Annotated in this window: 12 protein-coding genes and 1 pseudogene; 6 read left to right on the forward strand and 7 right to left on the reverse strand. The window is 62.9% G+C overall.

The features are described 5' to 3' along the window. Window positions 1-489: IS110 family transposase (locus tag Q427_RS03530; protein WP_043511062.1), on the reverse strand; the 489-nt coding region annotated here is incomplete at its 3' end. 410 nt (window positions 490-899) lie between these two features. Between Q427_RS03530 and Q427_RS03535 the strand changes: the two genes are divergently transcribed. The 3 genes from Q427_RS03535 (at window position 900) to Q427_RS33225 (ending at window position 4,209) form a co-directional block, all read left to right on the forward strand. Next, window positions 900-1,631, forward strand: coding sequence for an NYN domain-containing protein (locus tag Q427_RS03535; protein ID WP_043511064.1), 732 nt, complete (start codon window positions 900-902; stop codon window positions 1,629-1,631). 177 nt (window positions 1,632-1,808) lie between these two features. Beyond that, window positions 1,809-3,152 carry a DNA polymerase II gene (locus Q427_RS33220; RefSeq protein WP_231613375.1) on the forward strand — a complete coding sequence of 448 codons (1,344 nt, stop codon included), beginning with the start codon at window positions 1,809-1,811 and terminating at the stop codon, window positions 3,150-3,152. 16 nt (window positions 3,153-3,168) lie between these two features. Next, a complete protein-coding gene (locus Q427_RS33225; RefSeq protein WP_231613376.1) occupies window positions 3,169-4,209 on the forward strand; it encodes a DNA polymerase domain-containing protein in 1,041 nt (346 codons plus the stop codon). A 7-nt stretch (window positions 4,210-4,216) separates the two neighbouring features. Here the strand turns inward: Q427_RS33225 and Q427_RS36685 are convergent. The 3 genes and pseudogenes from Q427_RS36685 to Q427_RS03555 form a co-directional block, all read right to left on the reverse strand. Beyond that, window positions 4,217-5,351: pseudogene (locus tag Q427_RS36685) on the reverse strand (LBF_2804 family protein). Window positions 5,352-5,511: 160 nt separating this feature from the next. Continuing rightward, window positions 5,512-6,840, reverse strand: a complete 1,329-nt coding sequence (locus Q427_RS03550) for a glycerophosphodiester phosphodiesterase family protein (protein WP_043511067.1) — start codon at window positions 6,838-6,840, stop codon at window positions 5,512-5,514. A gap of 138 nt (window positions 6,841-6,978) precedes the next feature. Continuing rightward, window positions 6,979-7,608, reverse strand: coding sequence for a glutathione S-transferase family protein (locus Q427_RS03555; protein ID WP_043511069.1), 630 nt, complete (start codon window positions 7,606-7,608; stop codon window positions 6,979-6,981). Window positions 7,609-7,810: 202 nt separating this feature from the next. On the opposite strand from Q427_RS03555, the gene Q427_RS03560 reads away from it, so the two are divergent. From Q427_RS03560 to Q427_RS03570, 3 genes are all read left to right on the forward strand, one after another. Further along, entirely contained in the window at window positions 7,811-8,083 is a 273-nt protein-coding gene (locus Q427_RS03560) for a hypothetical protein (protein WP_043511071.1), read from the forward strand. A 280-nt stretch (window positions 8,084-8,363) separates the two neighbouring features. After that, window positions 8,364-9,416 carry an efflux RND transporter periplasmic adaptor subunit gene (locus Q427_RS03565; RefSeq protein ID WP_043511072.1) on the forward strand — a complete coding sequence of 351 codons (1,053 nt, stop codon included), beginning with the start codon at window positions 8,364-8,366 and terminating at the stop codon, window positions 9,414-9,416. A gap of 13 nt (window positions 9,417-9,429) precedes the next feature. Then, window positions 9,430-12,630 (forward strand): efflux RND transporter permease subunit, encoded by a 3,201-nt coding sequence (locus tag Q427_RS03570; RefSeq protein ID WP_081785794.1) that lies wholly within the window; start codon window positions 9,430-9,432, stop codon window positions 12,628-12,630. On the opposite strand, the gene Q427_RS33230 is transcribed toward Q427_RS03570, so the two are convergent. From Q427_RS33230 to thiI, 3 genes are all read right to left on the reverse strand, one after another. Next, window positions 12,522-12,926 (reverse strand): hypothetical protein, encoded by a 405-nt coding sequence (locus Q427_RS33230; protein WP_331280527.1) that lies wholly within the window; start codon window positions 12,924-12,926, stop codon window positions 12,522-12,524. The two genes, Q427_RS03570 and Q427_RS33230, sit on opposite strands and share 109 nt — an antisense overlap. Beyond that, window positions 12,907-15,678 (reverse strand): transglycosylase domain-containing protein, encoded by a 2,772-nt coding sequence (locus Q427_RS03575; protein WP_231613377.1) that lies wholly within the window; start codon window positions 15,676-15,678, stop codon window positions 12,907-12,909. The genes Q427_RS33230 and Q427_RS03575 overlap by 20 nt, the downstream gene beginning before the upstream one ends. Before the next feature lie 167 nt (window positions 15,679-15,845). Further along, window positions 15,846-16,647: thiazole biosynthesis protein (gene thiI / locus Q427_RS03580; protein WP_043511078.1), on the reverse strand; the 802-nt coding region annotated here is incomplete at its 5' end.

Genomic DNA, 16,647 nt, shown 5'->3' on the forward strand with positions numbered 1-16,647 from the left:
TGACCTCGCCCTGGCGGAACACGGCGTGCCCTTGGCCACGATGATCCCCATTTCGACCAGTAAGCCATGCAGTTCATTGCCCAGCGCCGTACGGCTAGCGATCGCCCGGGAGCGTACGCGATGCATGGCTTGCATTGCTTGTTGTTCCAGCGTCTTGGTCGCCACCCGAGGGGTGGCATCACGAGCGGCCGCTTCAGCGATGGCCCGGGCATCCCGGGCATCGTTCTTGTGCCCCAGTACAAAGGGCTTCACGTACTGGGGAGGGATCAAGTGGACCTCGTGGCCCAGTGCCTGAATCTCTCTGGCCCAGTAATGGGAACCGCCACAGGCCTCCATGGCGACGCAGCAGGGAGGTACCTGGGCGAGCGTTGTGCGCAACGCTGAGCGAGACACCTTCTTGCTGAACACCTGACGCCCTTTGTGATCGACGGCGTGAAGTTGAAAGACGTGCTTGGCGAGATCGATCCCGACGATGCTAATGTTATTCATGGATGGACCCTCTCTTCGAGATGCCGTGTGGTGCCCCGTGCACCCAAGATAGCGTTGCAAACTCATCTTGGCACAGGGAGGGACGGGTCCATCCCATTTCCTACAGTAATTCTTTCTTATGTGGTGCATGGCAGGCGGTAGCCACGAACTTTGCCACTTTCTCCAAATGGCCGATTTCTCCGCTTATGTAACTTGCCGAAGTGCGCAACACCGCCGGGAGCCTGCGGCCTCCAGTCGCGAGCTAAAGCTGCTTCCTACTGCGTGTTTTTCTTATGTAGTGGTATGGCAGGTGTGTCGTCGATATCTGATGTTCTTTTTCGCCCAGTCCGCAGATCCCGAGCCGATTGTTGCTGCGCCGCACTGGCCCAGGTGGGAAGCTGCCTACCGATGACATGCTTTAAGGATGAACGATGGAAAATAACAACCTTGCGGTTCTGATCGATGCGGACAATGCGCAGCCTGGCATTGTGGATGGCCTGCTGGCTGAGATTGCCAAGTACGGTGTCGCCAACGTGAAGCGAATCTACGGCGACTGGACCGGGCCGCAGCTGAAGGGGTGGAAGGAGTCGTTGCTGCTGCACTCTATACAGCCGGTGCAGCAGTTCGGCTACACGACCGGCAAGAATGCCACCGACAGTGCCTTGATCATCGATGCCATGGATCTGTTGTATACGGGGAATTTTACGGGGTTCTGCCTGGTGTCGAGCGATAGCGATTTCACGCGCCTGGCATCCCGGCTCCGGGAATCGGGGCTCACGGTGTTCGGGTTCGGCGAGAAGAAAACGCCGCTTCCCTTCGTCGCTGCCTGCGACAAGTTCATCTATACCGAGGTGCTGCGGGAAGGGGAAGAGGAGGGGCCGGAAACGATCCGGCGCTCCACCAGAGAGCTGAAGTCGGATACCAAGTTGGTCAATGCCCTCCGCAATGCGGTCGAGTCGTCTTCCGACGACAGCGGCTGGGCGCCGCTAGCCGCGGTCGGCAGCAATATCGTGAAGCAGTTTCCGGATTTCGATTCACGGAATTATGGCTATCGCAAACTCGGGGAGCTGGTGGCGGCAACGGAGCTCTTCGACATCGAGGAGAGGCCCTCGCGGGGAGAGAGCTCGAAGGCCATCTACATTCATGACAAGCGCAAGAAGTGAGGGGTGCCTGGGAAGTGCACCCAGCTGCCGCGATACCCAAGAGAGTGCGTGTCTTGAGCGATTGAGCATCTATGTCGAGCTGCCGCCGCGACTGAGTGGGGGCGGGCGTGTTGGTATCGGCGACGACATTCCCCCTGCCACCGAGTAACATTCCACCCAGGTTCAGGCGGGTGAGAGGTGGTGGTGGAGCGACAGCAGGGTTTCGTGTTGACCCGCCATTGGCGGGATACACCCGCAGGTACCGAGGTGACTTACTGGCTGGCGACCGATGCCGGTCCGCGATGCGTGCGCCTGCCGCCGCAACCCTCGGTGGCCTTCATTCCTGCTGAGCAGCGGGTACATGCGGAAGTGCTGCTGCATGGCGAACGTGACGTGAAGCTGCGCCCGCTCAAGCTGCGTGATTTCCAGCAGCGCCCCGTGCTGGGACTCTACTGCCGACAGCATCGACAGTTGATGAATCTGGAGACTCGGCTGCGCGAGGCCGGTATCGACGTCTTCGAGGCGGATGTGCGGCCGCCAGAACGCTACCTGATGGAGCGTTACATCACCGCGCCGGTCCAGTTCGCGGACCCTGAGGCTGTCCAGGGCGCAGAGGGCGCCTTGATCGAGACTGAGCTCAAGCCGGCGCCCGAGTACCGACCAAGGCTCAGGCTCGCTTCGCTGGACATCGAGACGAGCGAGCGGGGCGATCTCTACTCCATCGCCGTGGAAGGCTGCGGGCAGCGCCAGGTCTTCATGCTGGGCCCGGCGAATGAAGGGGAGTCGAGCGAAGGGCCCGAGCCCCGGGATTTTTCGCTGCGCTACTGCGATGACCGCAAGGCGCTATTGGTGCGATTGAATGAGTGGGTCGCACGGCACGACCCGGACGCGATCATCGGCTGGAACCTGGTGCAGTTCGATTTGCGCATCCTGCAGCGCCACGCGGAGCAGCTCGGTGTGCCGCTCCTGCTCGGTCGGGGCGGCGCGCCCATGGAGTGGCGTGCCCACGGCAGCAACGCCAGCCACTTCTTCGCCTCGGCTCCGGGGCGGCTGATCATCGACGGTATCGAGATGCTGCGTCAGGCAACCTGGCGTTTCGCCTCGTTCAGCCTGGAGCACGTTGCCCAGGAGCTGCTGGGCGAAGGCAAGGCCATCGACAGCCCCTACCAGCGCATGGACGAGATCAACCGCATGTTCGCCGAGGACAAGCCCCGGCTTGCCCGCTACAACCTCAAGGATTGCGAGCTGGTCTCGCGCATCTTCGCCAAGACCGAGCTGATCGACTTCCTGCTCGAGCGGGCCGCCGTCACCGGCCTGCCTGCCGACCGCAGCGGCGGCTCGGTGGCTGCATTCTCGCACCTCTACCTGCCGCGCATGCATCGGCTCGGCTATGTCGCGCCCAATCTCGCGCCACGCCATGGGCTGGGAGCCAGCGATGAGAGCCCGGGCGGCTTCGTCATGGATTCGCGACCGGGGCTCTACGATTCGGTGCTGGTGCTGGACTTCAAGAGCCTCTACCCTCGATCATCCGCACCTTCCTGATCGACCCCGTGGGCTGGTGGAGGGTCTCCGCCAGCCGGAGCAGGAGAGCGTGCCCGGCTTCCGCGGGGCCCGCTTTTCACGCACGCAGCATGCCCTGCCGGGTATCGTGGAGCGGGTGTGGCAGGGTCGCGAGACGGCCAAGCGCGAACGCAATGCGCCCCTGTCTCAAGCGCTGAAGATCATCATGAACGCCTTCTATGGCGTATTGGGCTCCAGGGGCTGCCGCTTCTTCGATCCCCGCTTGGCCTCGTCGATTACCTTGCGTGGCCATGCCATCATGCACCGGACGCGAGAGCTGATCGAAGCCGAGGGATATACCGTTATCTACGGTGACACCGACTCGACCTTCGTCTGGCTTGGCAGCCCCCACGCCGAGTCGGAGGCCAGCGCCATCGGGCGTGCAATTGCAGAGCGGGTCAACCGCTGGTGGGACGAGCACCTGAGCTCGACGCTTGGGCTGGAAAGTGCCCTGGAGCTGCAGTTCGAGACACATTACTGTCGCTTCCTCATGCCCACCATCCGCGGTGCCGAGCAGGGCAGCAAGAAGCGCTACGCCGGGCTGGTCCGTGGGGAGGGCGGCGAGGAAAGCATCGTCTTCAAGGGCCTCGAAGCGGTTCGTGCGGATTGGTCTCCGCTGGCCAAGGCCTTCCAGCAGGAGCTCTACCGTCGCGTTTTCACCCATCAGCCGCACCGTGAGTTCGTGCGTGACTACGTTCGGCGCACCCTTGCCGGCGAGTACGATGAGCGGCTGGTCTATCGCAAGCGGCTGCGGCGCAGGCTCGACGACTACCATCGCAACGTGCCGCCCCATGTTCGCGCCGCGCGGCTGGCCGACGAGTACAACCAGCAGCTTGGCCGGCCGCGTCAGTACCAGAACGGTGGCTGGATCCGTTATGTCATGACCGTGGCGGGGCCGGAGCCACTGGAGACTCGTCGATCGGCCATCGACTACCAGCACTACCTGAGCCGGCAGTTGCAGCCGGTGGCCGATGCCATCCTTCCCTTCGTCGGGGATGACTTTTCGAGCCTCATCGACCGACAGCTGGGCCTGTTCTGATAGGTGTCTAGGCATCCTGACGACCCTCCAGCATTCGCTGCCGCCGCGCCTTCAGGCGCTCCTCGTCGAGCGTCGCTCCGCAGGCCTCGTGGACTTCCTGCATAAAGCGCCTGGGCCTGCCGCGCCAGGTGCCACCCAGTAGCGTGGCCACGGTCAGTATCTCCAGGACCCATTGCGTTTCCGCCTCGTCGAGCGTGGCGAGTTGTTGCAGATGGCTGGGCCAGTCGATATCCAGTTGCCTGTCGCTGATGTCGAAGGCGTCGAGCAGGCGAGCTAGAAGATAGATGTGATTGGTGTGGGCATCCTGGTTGCGCATGATCAGCTCGCCCATGCCGTGCAGGATCACGTTTCGTGCAGTGCTGTCCAGCCGATCGAGTTCGGCTTCCAGTCGTTGCATAAGGGTTTCTATGGTGTAGGGACCAGGGCCTGGATCTTGGCCTTGCCCATGATGCGCCAGGTGATGATGGCGTTCCAGATGGCATAGAGCGGCCCGGTAACCAGCGGCAGCAATCCACGCAGGGCCATGCGGCCGAAGACGCGGCGCAGCAGCACGCGCAGGATGAAGCTGCTGACCCCGACCTTCATCCGGTACATGACCGAGATGGCGGCCAGCTTCCAGCGGCTCATCTGGCATAGGGGTCGATGCCATAGATGCGGTGCCTGGGGCTGGGGAATTCCAGTGCCACGCGGGTCATGCCGCTCAACAGCAGCCGCGCGTGCTGGCTGTCCTCGAGCGGAATGCCGGCGACCCGGCAGGTTCGGGCGACACCACGCAAGGCGTTCCAGTAGAGGAAGAGGATTTCCACTGCGCTGACCACGCCCGCCACCGCGAAGAAGCCGGCCCAGTAGTGCAATTGCTCCCTCAGGGGCATGTCCTGCATGCCATCGAGCATGCCCTGGCGCATGAACCACTCCATGCCGCCGATGATGGCCCCGGAGAGGATCCCCGCAATAGCCGACCAGGTTATCGTCCATCGGTTTGCGCGCCTGAGTGCGAGACGCTCTTCGTCATGGAGCTCACGCTGCGGATAGCGCTCACTGGGGTACTGCTTTCGAAGGTAGTCCGCCGCGTGGCGTTCGAGGATATTGGGTTCCGGAGAGTACTGCTGGTCCGGGGCCTGGGAGGAAACGCTGTCTGCCATAGGGGATGGGCCAAACTCGGGTGGCGGCAAGAGTCGATATCATGATGCTCAGGGTAGTCGCAGATGTGAGGATGGTACGAGACGATGAGGTCGGTTCCGAGGCGGGGGTGCAAGGCAGGCCAGATGCCGCGCCGTGACGCGGCATCTGGAATGTCGTGAGTTAATCGTCGCGTTGCATGCAGTTGTCGTAGAACGCCACCGTGGCGGGCCAGTCGGTGAAGATGCCGTTGATCCCGACATCCTGGACCAGCACGTCCAGTGTGATCAGCTTGTCGCCTTCGCGACGAATGACATCCTCGGTGGTGCTGTGATACCACTGGCCACCTTCAGCCAGGGGGCCTGAACGCTCCAATGTCCAGGTCATCAGCTCCAGCCCCGCCTCCTTGGCTCGCTCGGTGTAGATCGAGGGAACTATCCGGCTGTCGTCTTCTCCGAAGTCGGGATTCGACGCCAGTAGCATCCAGGTCGGCGGGGCGATGGTGTGTACGCCCATCTCGACGAATTCTTCCATGTTGGGCGACCAGCTCTCCGGGTCGGTGTGGTCGAAGCCCTCGTCGTTGTAACGCCCGTCCAGGTAGTAGGCCTGTTCACCGAATTCGGGTTCGTTCTCCAGCCAGTACAGCACGTCGTCGAGCAGAAAGGACTGGGCATAGACGTCGCTGGCGGGGACCCCGGCCTCCTTGTATTCATCGATCATCTTCTGGGCGTAGTCTTCCTGGGAGAAGCCGTTGAAGGGCATCTCCACGCTGGGCTCCTTGAGCTCGGGCGTCATTTTTACGCCCAGGTCCTTGAACAGCGCAATGGTATCGGCGTGGCTCATCAGGGTGCCGCGGGTGGCGTAGAGGTCTGAGCGCCAGCGGGGGTTGCTGTCAAGGTACTCCTCGAGGCTGGTGGCCTCGCGGTTGGCGCCTTCCATGGTGCCTTGCAGGGTGCGGAATTCGGCCAGGGTGATGTCACTGGTGCAGCACTGGATATCGGCGGCATTGGTCAGCTCGCCGCTGTCGGGGTCGAACTCAGGGGGAACGCTGCACTTCTCGACGAGATCGGTTTCGACGATATTGGTGGTGTAGTGCAGGTCGCACTGGGCATGGCGACACACCAGCTCGTGGTCGGCCGTGAAGGTGACATCGCACTCGATGACACCGGCGCCGCCCTGGGCACCGGCGAGATAGGACTCCAGGGTGTGCTCGGGAAACTTGAGGGGAGCGCCGCGGTGGGCGATGGTCAGCTCGGAAGGTTGCCAGTCGGTGACTTCTGTGGCGCAGCGCATCAGCCTGGTCTTGAGCTCCCGTTCGCGGGTCGTCTCCTCACTCATGTCGTTGACCAGGAACAGTGGCCGAGGTCCAAGCGTCACGTTCTTGGAGGCTGCGACCAGGGCGTCGTCCCATTCGGGGGTGTTGGCGTCGGCGGCGTGGGCTGCCATGCCGAGCGTCAGGCAGAGCATCAGGGCAGTGAGGATGCCCAGCAGGGTCAGGGGGTTCTTGTTCATGAGGTATCTCGCTGGCTTCCTTGTTAGCGTTAGGGAAACCCCGACTGTGCGCGCCGAGCATGACAAGCCCGTGGCGGCTTGGTGACAGGCGGGGAAACCTTTACTAGCGTAGAAGCTTTTTCGGACTCCGCGAGCCTATCAGGGCAGCGGTATGGCGTTGACTTCCTTCGGGCAGTGATAGCCCCGTTGCACCGCCGGCCTGGCGGCTATCTCCAGGTACCAGCGTTTCACGTTGGGGTAGTCGTTGAGGTCGATGCGCTGCCACTCGAAGCGGGAAATCCATGGCCAGGTGGCCATGTCGGCGATGCCATAGTCACCGGCTAGGTACTCCGTCTCGCCGAGGCGTCTGTCGAGGACGCCGTACAGGCGCTGTGCCTCGCCGTGAAAGCGCTCCTCGGCGTAGGGTGCCTTCCCCGGGTTGAAGTGCAGGAAGTGGTGGGCCTGGCCCAGCATGGGGCCGATACCGCCCATCTGCCACATCAGCCACTCCAGGGTGCGGTGCCGCCCCTCCAGGTCATCGGGCAGGAAGCGGCCGCTTCTTTCTGCGAGATAGATCATGATGGCTCCCGACTCCATCAACACGATGCCGGTGTCGTTGTCGCGGATCGCCGGGATCTTGTTGTTGGGGCTTAACGCCAGGAACGCCGGGTCGTGCTGCGCGCCCTGGGTGATATCCACTGCGTGGGCACGGTAGGGCAGGCTGAGCTCTTCCAGCAGGATGGAGACCTTGCGGCCATTCGGGGTAGTCCAGGTCCAGAGATCGATCATCGTCGTTTCCTTGTCGTCTATTCATCACCCAAGGCAGGTTGGTCATCATCCAGATCAGGTTGGCACAGCCAGGTGGGGCTTGCCATGCGGGCCATGAGAACACTGTTCGAAAAAGATTGACTGGGGTGAGAAAGCGATGCTATTTAGCGCTACCGGCAATGTCTGCCGGAGCGATCATCGTAATTTCCGAGGGTTTGTGAACATGCCGCTGCGCCGCTGTTTGCCCATTCTGCTGGTGGCTCTCTTCGTCACCGGTTGTGCCAGTAACACCACCATTGCTCCGCGTTATACCACGGACAACCCCGATCTCTTGAGAATCGGCGGTGACCGCCCATCCAATCCGGACGTACGTACGGAAAATGCCGGCTCATTTTGCGTCGAGATCACCGAGCGCTGGAACGAGCACGGCAAGACCCCCGACGGCCAGGTGCTCTGGGCCAAGGACACCCTGCGCAAGGTAGTGCCTTGCCGCTAGGCGTACTGAACGCTTGATGCGATTCCCAGCCCGGCGCGCCAGCGCCGGGCTTTTTTCGTCTTGCGATCGGGGAATAGGTGACGTGACTCGGGTATCAAACATGTGTTTGAATGTGCCGCGACAGGCGTTACCCTGATCGTGCAAGGCCCTTTTCTAGGCTATGTTGTCTGGTCTGGTCTGGTCTGGTCTGGTCTGGTCTGGTCTGCCGGTGGGGCGCTATGCGACAGGCCCACCCGCCGGGTACGGCAGGGGGCGGGGAATACGACAGGGAGGTGGAAACATGAAGCCGGCTTTGCTGCTCTTGGCGCTACTGATGCTGGCGGGCTGCGGTGATGGCTCGACCCCGGGGGATGCCGAGCGGACACCACGGGTCGTCAAGCTCGTTGAAGTGAGTGGGCAGACCCACTTGCCGAGCCGTCGCTTCGTCGGACGGGTCGAGGCACTCCGAACGGTTGACCTCTCGTTTCGAGTAGGGGGGCAGTTGACCGAACTGCCGGCCACCCAGGGCGAGGTGATACCCCGTGGCGATCTGATCGCCCGGCTCGATCCGGCCGATTATGAGCTGGCTGCCAGACGTGCCGAGGCGGAATATCAACTGGCGAGAAGGGAGATGGAGCGAACCCGGCAACTGCTCGAGAATCAGTCGATCTCCCGATCCGCGTTCGATGAGATACGGACCACCTATGACCTCGCCGCCGTGCAGCGGGACAGCGCCCGGCAGGACCTCTCCTACACCACCATCAACGCCCCGTTCGATGCGCAGGTAACGAGGCGTCTGATCGAGAACCACAGCAATGTCCAGCCCAACACCCCCATCGTGCGCGTGCAGGACGTGACGGAGCTGAGGGTTCGTTTCAATGTGCCCGAGTCGCTGATGCAATACGTGGTCGATCCCCAGCGGTTCGAGGTCGAGGGTGAACTGCTTTCCCTTCCCGGCGAGAGATTTCGCCTGGCGTATCGCGAGCATGTCACGGAGCCCGACGAGGTTGCCCAGACCTATGAGGTCGACTTCGCCATTGTTGATCACGAAGTGGTAGGCGCATTGCCGGGCATGACGGTAGCCGTCACGGTGGCGCTGACCGATGCCGTCGAACATGGTGCACTGATGGTGCCGCTTGCCGCCCTGGACAAGGACAGCGAGGGGAATTTCCGGGTCTGGGTCTATCGGGATGACGATCGACGCGTCGAGACGCGGGGCGTTCTGGTAGGCGAGGTGCAAGGCGAGATGGTGCCGGTGGTGGCTGGCCTGCAGCAGGGGGAGCGTATCGTCGCCGCGGGGGCTCATCTGCTGCAGGAAGGGGAGCGCGTACGACCGATGGAAGAGACGCTTTGACCGGGAGCAGGATATGGATATCGCCAGGACTTCGATCGAGCGGCCTCTCTATACCTGGCTGATCGTGGTCGTTTGTTTGCTAGGGGGCATCTGGGGCTTCAACAGCCTGGGTAAGCTGGAGGACCCTTCGTTCACCATACCCAATGCCATCATCAATACCCCATACCCCGGCGCGACCGCCAAGGAGGTCGAGGAGGAGGTCACCGAGCGCCTGGAGATGGCGATCCAGGAGCTGCAGCAGATAGACGTGATCGAGTCGCTGTCGTTGCCGGGCCGCTCCGAGATCGAGGTGGAGGTTGCCTCGACCTACCGTAGCCATGAGCTGCCGCAGATCTGGGATGAGCTGCGGCGCAAGGTCAATGATGCCCAGGCGACATTGCCGGAGGGTGCCTTGGCCTCGCGGGTCAACGATGACTTCGGCGAGGTCTATGGCATCTTCTATGCGGTGACGGCGGAGGGCTACGCTCATGATGAGATTCGGGATATCTCGCGTTTTCTTCAGCGCGAGGTGCTGACCGTACCGAATGTGGCGAGGGTCACGACTGCCGGTGAGCGGGAAGAGACGATTTACATCGAGATTCCCAACGAGCGCTTGACCACCCTGGGAATTCCGGTCGATCACGTCATCAATACCATCCAGACCGAGAACAGGGTCACCGATGCCGGTGCGATGCGCATCGGCGATGGCCATGTCCGCATTGTCGCCCGTGCCGGCGTGGATAGCGTGGCCAATATCGAGGCGATTCGCATCGGCCGGCCCGGTACCACTGAGCAGATCTCCCTGGTCGATATCGCCGAGGTCTATCGCCAGCCGGTGGAATTGCCGGGGCATGTCATACGTCACAACGGCGAGCAGGCCTTCACCCTGGCGGTGGCGGGGGTGGCCGAGGCCAATATCGTCGAAGTGGGCAATGCCGTCGAGCGTCACCTCGAGTCGCTGGAAGGGCGAATCCCTCTCGGGGTCGAGCTCCATCCCATCTATGAGCAGCATCATGTGGTCGATGATGCGATCAATGACTTCCTGGTCAACCTGGCGATCTCGGTCACCATCGTGATCGCCGTACTCTGCCTGTTCATGGGCTGGCGAGTCGGTATGGTGGTCGGTGCCACGTTGCTGCTCACAGTCCTGGGCACGCTGTTCTTCATGTGGGTATTCTCCATCGAGATGGAGCGGGTCTCACTGGGGGCGCTGATCATCGCCATGGGCATGCTGGTGGACAATGCCATCGTCGTGGCCGAAGGCATGCTGATCAACATCCAGCGTGGCAAGTCCGTCAAGGAAGCTGCCAGTGATGCGGCCAAGCGAACCCAGGTCCCCCTGCTGGGGGCCACCGTCATCGGCATCCTGGCCTTCTCCGGCATCGGCCTTTCCGACGATGTCACCGGTGAATTCCTGTTCTCCCTGTTTGCGGTGATCGCAATCTCCCTGTTGCTGAGCTGGGTGTTGGCCATCACCGTCACTCCCCTGTTCGGCCATTACCTCTTCCGTGGCGCCGATGCCGGGGACGACAATGACCCGTACGCAGGCCTGGTCTACCGTCTTTATGCCCGCTTCCTCACGGCGGCGGTGCGCCTGCGCGTCTTGACCGTGGGACTGCTGGTTGCACTTACTGCAGCCTGCATCTGGGGTTTCACCTTTCTTTCGCAGTCGTTCTTTCCCGACTCGAATACGCCGATTTTCTACGTCAATTACCAGCTACCCCAGGGCAGTGACATCCGCGCCACTCAGCGAGATGCCGAGGAGATCGAGTCCTACCTGCTGGGCAAGCCGGGGATCGAATCCGTCTCGACCTTCATCGGACGGGGGGCGACTCGGTTCATGTTGACCTATGTTCCCGAGCAGCCCGACCCCGCCTATGCCCAGTTCGTCGTGAGGGCAGAGAGCCTTGAGCGAATCGCCGAGCTTGATCCCGTCATCGACGCCGACTTGCAGGCGGCTTATCCCGCGGCCCGGGTCCGAACCGAGCGAATCCAGTTCGGGCCCGGTGCCGGGGCTCAGGTCGAGGCACGCTTCCACGGCAGCGATTCTGCCGTCTTGCGTGAGTTGGCCGATGAAGCCGAGGGAATCATGCGGGCCAATCCCGCGCTGGTCGACGTGCGTCATAACTGGCGCGAGCAGGAGACGGTGGTCGTTCCCACCTTCAACGAGGAGCGTGCACGTATTGCCGGCGTCAGTCGCGACGAACTGGCCCAGACGCTCGAGTTTGCCTCTTCCGGGGTTCGTGCCGGCACCTATCGGGAGGGCGACAACCTCATCCCGATCGTGGCGCGCCCGCCCGCAGGCGAACGCCATGACGTATCGAGGCTGATCGATCGCCTGGTCTGGAGCAATGCCGAACAGCGCTTCATCCCCATTGCCCAGGTGGTCGATGCCTTCGAGACCCAGAGCGAGGAAGCGCAGATACATCGCCGCAACCGAGTGCGGACGCTGACGGTACAGGCGGAGCCGACACAAGGGCAGACATCGGCGGGTGCGCTGTCGGCGGTTCGCGGCGACATCGAAGCCATGACGCTGCCGCCGGGCTATTCGCTCTCCTGGGGCGGTGAGTACGAGAACTCGACCGACGCCCAGGAATCCCTGGCCCGACAGCTGCCACTGAGCTTCGTCTCGATGCTGCTGGTATCGATACTGCTGTTCGGCAAGCTGCGCCAGCCGCTGATCATCTGGCTGGTGGTGCCGATGTCGATCTGCGGCGTGGTAATCGGGCTATTGCTGACCGGGCTGCCTTTCTCGTTCACGGCTCTGCTGGGAATGCTCAGCCTGTCGGGCATGCTGATGAAGAACGCCATCGTGCTGGTCGATGAGATCGATGCCCAGATCCAGTCCGGCAAGGAGCGCCTGGGGGCCCTGATCGATGCCAGCATCAGCCGCCTGCGTCCCGTGGCACTGGCGGCGGGCACCACCAGCCTCGGCATGCTTCCGCTGCTGGCCGATGCCTTCTTCAACAGCATGGCGGTGACGATCATGGCAGGCCTGGCCTTCGCGTCGCTGTTGACGCTGATCGCCGTTCCGGTGCTGTACTCGCTGTTGTTCGGTATTCCCTACCGCCGTGCCAGTTCCCCCGACGAGGAAGGGAGGCGGCGAGCGAGGCATGACCCGCCTGCTTACGACCCGGCGAAATGCATTTCAAGCGGATCCTCGCCGGGTTCACAGGTGCTTCGTCCGGGCTCGAGGTGGGGGCGAAGAATCGGCTCCATGCCCTTGAGTACCTGAACCGGTAGCGCCGAGGTGAAACGGAAGCGGTCCGACTCACTGCCCGCCACGTAGGCAGTCAGAGTGCCGAAATGGTTTTCGCCAAGATAGAACACGAAGGTGGCGGTGCGATTGCGTGCCCTGGAGTCGATGACCTGGCCGCCTCGGGTCACGGTCTCGAAGCGGTTGTTTCCGGTGCCTGTCTTGCCGCCCAGGGGCAGGTCGGACCCATCCTCCAGAGTAAAGCTGCCCTGAAGCCGCCGGGCGGTGCCCCCATCCACCACGCTGGAAAGCGTTTCACGTAGCGTGGCCGCCACTTCCGGTTCCATGACTTGCTGGGCGAGTCGATCGGAGGGCTGGAAGCGGGTTTCGTAAGGCGTATCGGCCGCGAAATGCAGGTCGTCGATGCGCAGCGTCGGCAGCCGCACACCGTCGTTGAGGATGATGCCAATCAGCTCGGCCAGGGCGGCCGGGCGATCCCCGGACGAGCCCACCGCGGTGGCCAGCGAGGGAACCAGGTGCTCGAAGGGGTAGCCCAGGCGCTGCCAGCGCTGATGAATGTCGAGAAAGGCCTCGACTTCCAGCATGGTTCGGATTCGCACATCCCTGGCACTGCGATGCCGGGTCCTGAACAGCCAGTCGTACACTTCCTGGCGCTCCTGCTGGCTGGCGGCGGCAATGTCGAAGAAGCTCGCCTCGGGGTTGTCCAGCAGATAGCCGAGCAGCCACAGCTCCAGGGGGTGGACCTGGGCGATATAGCCTGGTCCGATAGCGAGAAAGTGCCCGGCGCGTGGCGCTCATAGAGCGTGTCGATCGGGAGTTCACTGCGCTTCGTGGTGGCGGGGAGCCACTCGGCGAGGAAGGCGGCGAAGGCGATGCGATCGGCCTCGGGGAACAGGTAGCGGTGAACCGCCGACAGGCGTGGCGGAGTAATGCGCAGACCGCCCAGGAAGGCCTCAAGGCGCTCGTCGGTATCCAGGTTGCGATACTTGCGCCAGAAGCGCTGCAGGAAGACACGGCCTTCGCGGTCGGCAAAGCGTTGCAGGTACTCCAGTCGGCGAGGGTCACTGTCGTCTTCGAGCAGTTGGCTGCGATGTTCGTTATGGTGGGTGCTGTAGCGAACCAGGTCCCGTAGCAGCCGTATGAAGGCAGGTTGAGCGACTCGCGCATGGCCTCTTTCAGCATTGGGTTGCGGCCATCGTCTTCCCGCCGGAAATTGCTGAAGGTGTGGCGTCCGCCGCCGGTGAAGTAGGCTTCGTTGGGGCTGGCGGAATAGCGGCGCTCCATGGCGGCATCCAGCAGCTCCGCCAGGGAGAGGTCGGGCTGGTTGGCCAGGCTGTCGACGACCCATCGGCTGAGGACGTCCTGGCGGTCCAGTTCCACCTGGCGCAGGGCTTCCACCGGCTTGCCGGCGTAGCGCCGGTGGAGTTCGGCAATGACTTCAAGATAGGTGGCGAGAACCCTGAGCTTGGCGGTGGAGCCGAGTTCCAGCTTGCTGCCCTCGTTGATATCGAAGGGCTGGCCGGTATTGTCGGTCTGTACCCGAACGCGGAAGCTGTCCTCGGCGCGCTCATATAGCGTGAAGCTGTAGCGCACCTCCTGTGTCTTTTCCGGTGCCAGCAGGCGGTCGCCGAACAGGCCGATCTCGTCGGCAAACTCGGGGTCGGCCAGGCGATGCAGATAAGCCGTGACCTGTTCCTGGAGCTCGCCATGCAGCGTCGTCCGGGCGCTGAGGTCGAGGCGGTCAAGGTCGTAGAACGACTGGCCCAGGAGGCTGCCGAGGCGGCCGCGAGCCGTCTGCAGGCCCTTGTCCTGTTCGATCCTCTGTACTGCCGGATCGCGGCTGAAATCGCGGTAGGCCAGGCGCTCGCCGAGCGCGGCGTCACGCAAGGCGGGGGAAATGACGCCTTCTTCGGCCAGAAGCCTCAGATAGCTGTCGGTTAGCTGCTCCAGCCCTTGGCGACCACCGTTGAGGTACCAGGAGGGGCGCCGCTGGGCAATCATCAGTGCCACGACCTGGCGCAGGGCCAGTCCTTGCTGTCTCGGCCCTTCACCGGAATAGCCGTCGGCCGACAGTGTTCGATTGAAGGTGTCGAAGTCTTCGCCGAACCATACCCAGAGTGCATCCCCGATGCCGTGAACCTCACCATACCCCGGGGCCGCTGCCAGCGGCACCGAGTTGATGTAGTCCAGTGCAACGTCCTGGCGCGCAGACAGCGTCTGGGGGCCATGCCTGTAGCTGCGCACGCTGGCCGAGACCATCTGGCGCAGCTTCTCCATGGGGGAGCCGGTCAGGCCGCCGGGTGAGTGTCGGTATTTCTCCAGCTGGGTGGCGAGGGTGCTGCCGCCGGAAGACTGGCCGGTAACATCCAGTGCCCGGCCGACCTGGGAAACGGCGGCCATGGTGAACCGCGGCCAGTCGACGGCTGGATTGGCATAGGGTGTACTGTCATCGAGCAGGTGACGGTTCTCGATGAACAGCAGGACCTGCAGCATCAGCGGTGGCACGGCATCGAAGTGGGAATAGTGGCGCTGTGGGTGACGAAACGCATAAAACGTTTCGCCGCGACATTCCAGCAGGGTCAGGCCGGCCTGCGTCTTTTCCGTATAGGGTGGAAAGAAGCCGCGCTTGGTATATTCCATCAGCGGGGGAGAGAAGCGTGCCTGCTGGGTTACCGCGTAGCCGTTGCTCTGCAGGCGTGTCTCGATAGTGGGCAACTGGGTGTAGCCCAGGCGCTGGTCGAAGGGGCCGTGGCTGGGAAACAGGATGCGGTCGCTCTTTCCCGGGGCCAGGGTATAGCGCAGGGTGCCCGCATAGCGCGACAGTTCCTGGGCCTGGAAGTGGGAGGTGCGCGCTTCAGCCACCAGCAGGGTGGCCAGTGTCACGGCGAACAGGACCAGCAGGGCCGTCAGCACGCAATAGAGCAGCCGGTGTGACCTGGCCGGCAAGGGAGCCGGCTCGAGTGGCGGCTCCTCGATGAAAAGGGATGTTCTCCGGCCGGATGCGTCTCGCTCGTCCCAGGACACAACGGATGAGTTCCGGCGTGACGAACCCTCTTGCGGTGCCATGCGCCTCCCCCCTACCTGATGCCCCTCTATCTCTCCTTGTAGCCTAGTTTGGCGCGAAAAATACAGTAGTTTTACCAACGGTAAAGGAAAGGTAATTTCCAGGCAGGCAATCCAGCCTTAAGGGGCGTCCGAAAGGTGGACTTGCTGGTTGGCGAGCCGTTCCGCAGTCACGCGCCGCGATAGATGCCGAAGTGGGTCAGGCCACGGTCTAGCAGGTGCAGGACCTGCATCCGGCTCATCACACCCTGGTCGCAATAGAGCAGGTAGCGGCGGTCGGCGGGGAGGCTCTCGGCCTGGGCCTGAAGCTCGTAGAAGGGAATCTCCAGGCACTCGACCCTTCGCAGCGTCAGTGGCGTCGAATCACGCTCGGCATCGGGGCGGATGTCGATCACGCTGACATTCGTTTCGCGGGCCAGCGCCTGTTCGCTCTGCACGACGAACAGCGACGCCGGGTCCCGTGGGGCCACCTGCTCCAGCAGCCGCTCGGAGCGGGTCAGGGTGACCTGCTCAATGGCGGTCTCGAGCACGCCGAAGTCGAATCGCTGTTCGGCGGCCACGACGCGGGAGCGCTGTGCCTGGGTGTTGGGGCGCTGGGAAATCGCGCCGCAGACTTCCGGCATTACCTCGGCAAAGGGGGCGGTGCCGATTCGTCGGGCGGTATCGATGATGTCCTGCTTGTCCTCGGCGACCAGCGGGCGAAGGATCGGCAGGTCGCTGGCCTCGTCGATCAGGGCGAGGTTGGTCAGGCTCTGGCTGGAGACCTGGGCGATGGCGTCGCCGGTAACCAGTATCGGGATGCGCGCACGGGCAGCAATGCGGCTGGACGCCCGCATCATCATCCGCTTCAAGACAACGCCGATCAGGCCATCGGGGATGCTGCGCTGGAGTTCGGCGACGACACCCTCGAAGGGGACCGAGAAGAAGTGCACCCGGTGTGAACGGCCATAGGCTTGCCATAGGTGATGGCAG

The sequence above is a fragment of the Halomonas sp. BC04 genome (genome assembly GCF_000568385.1).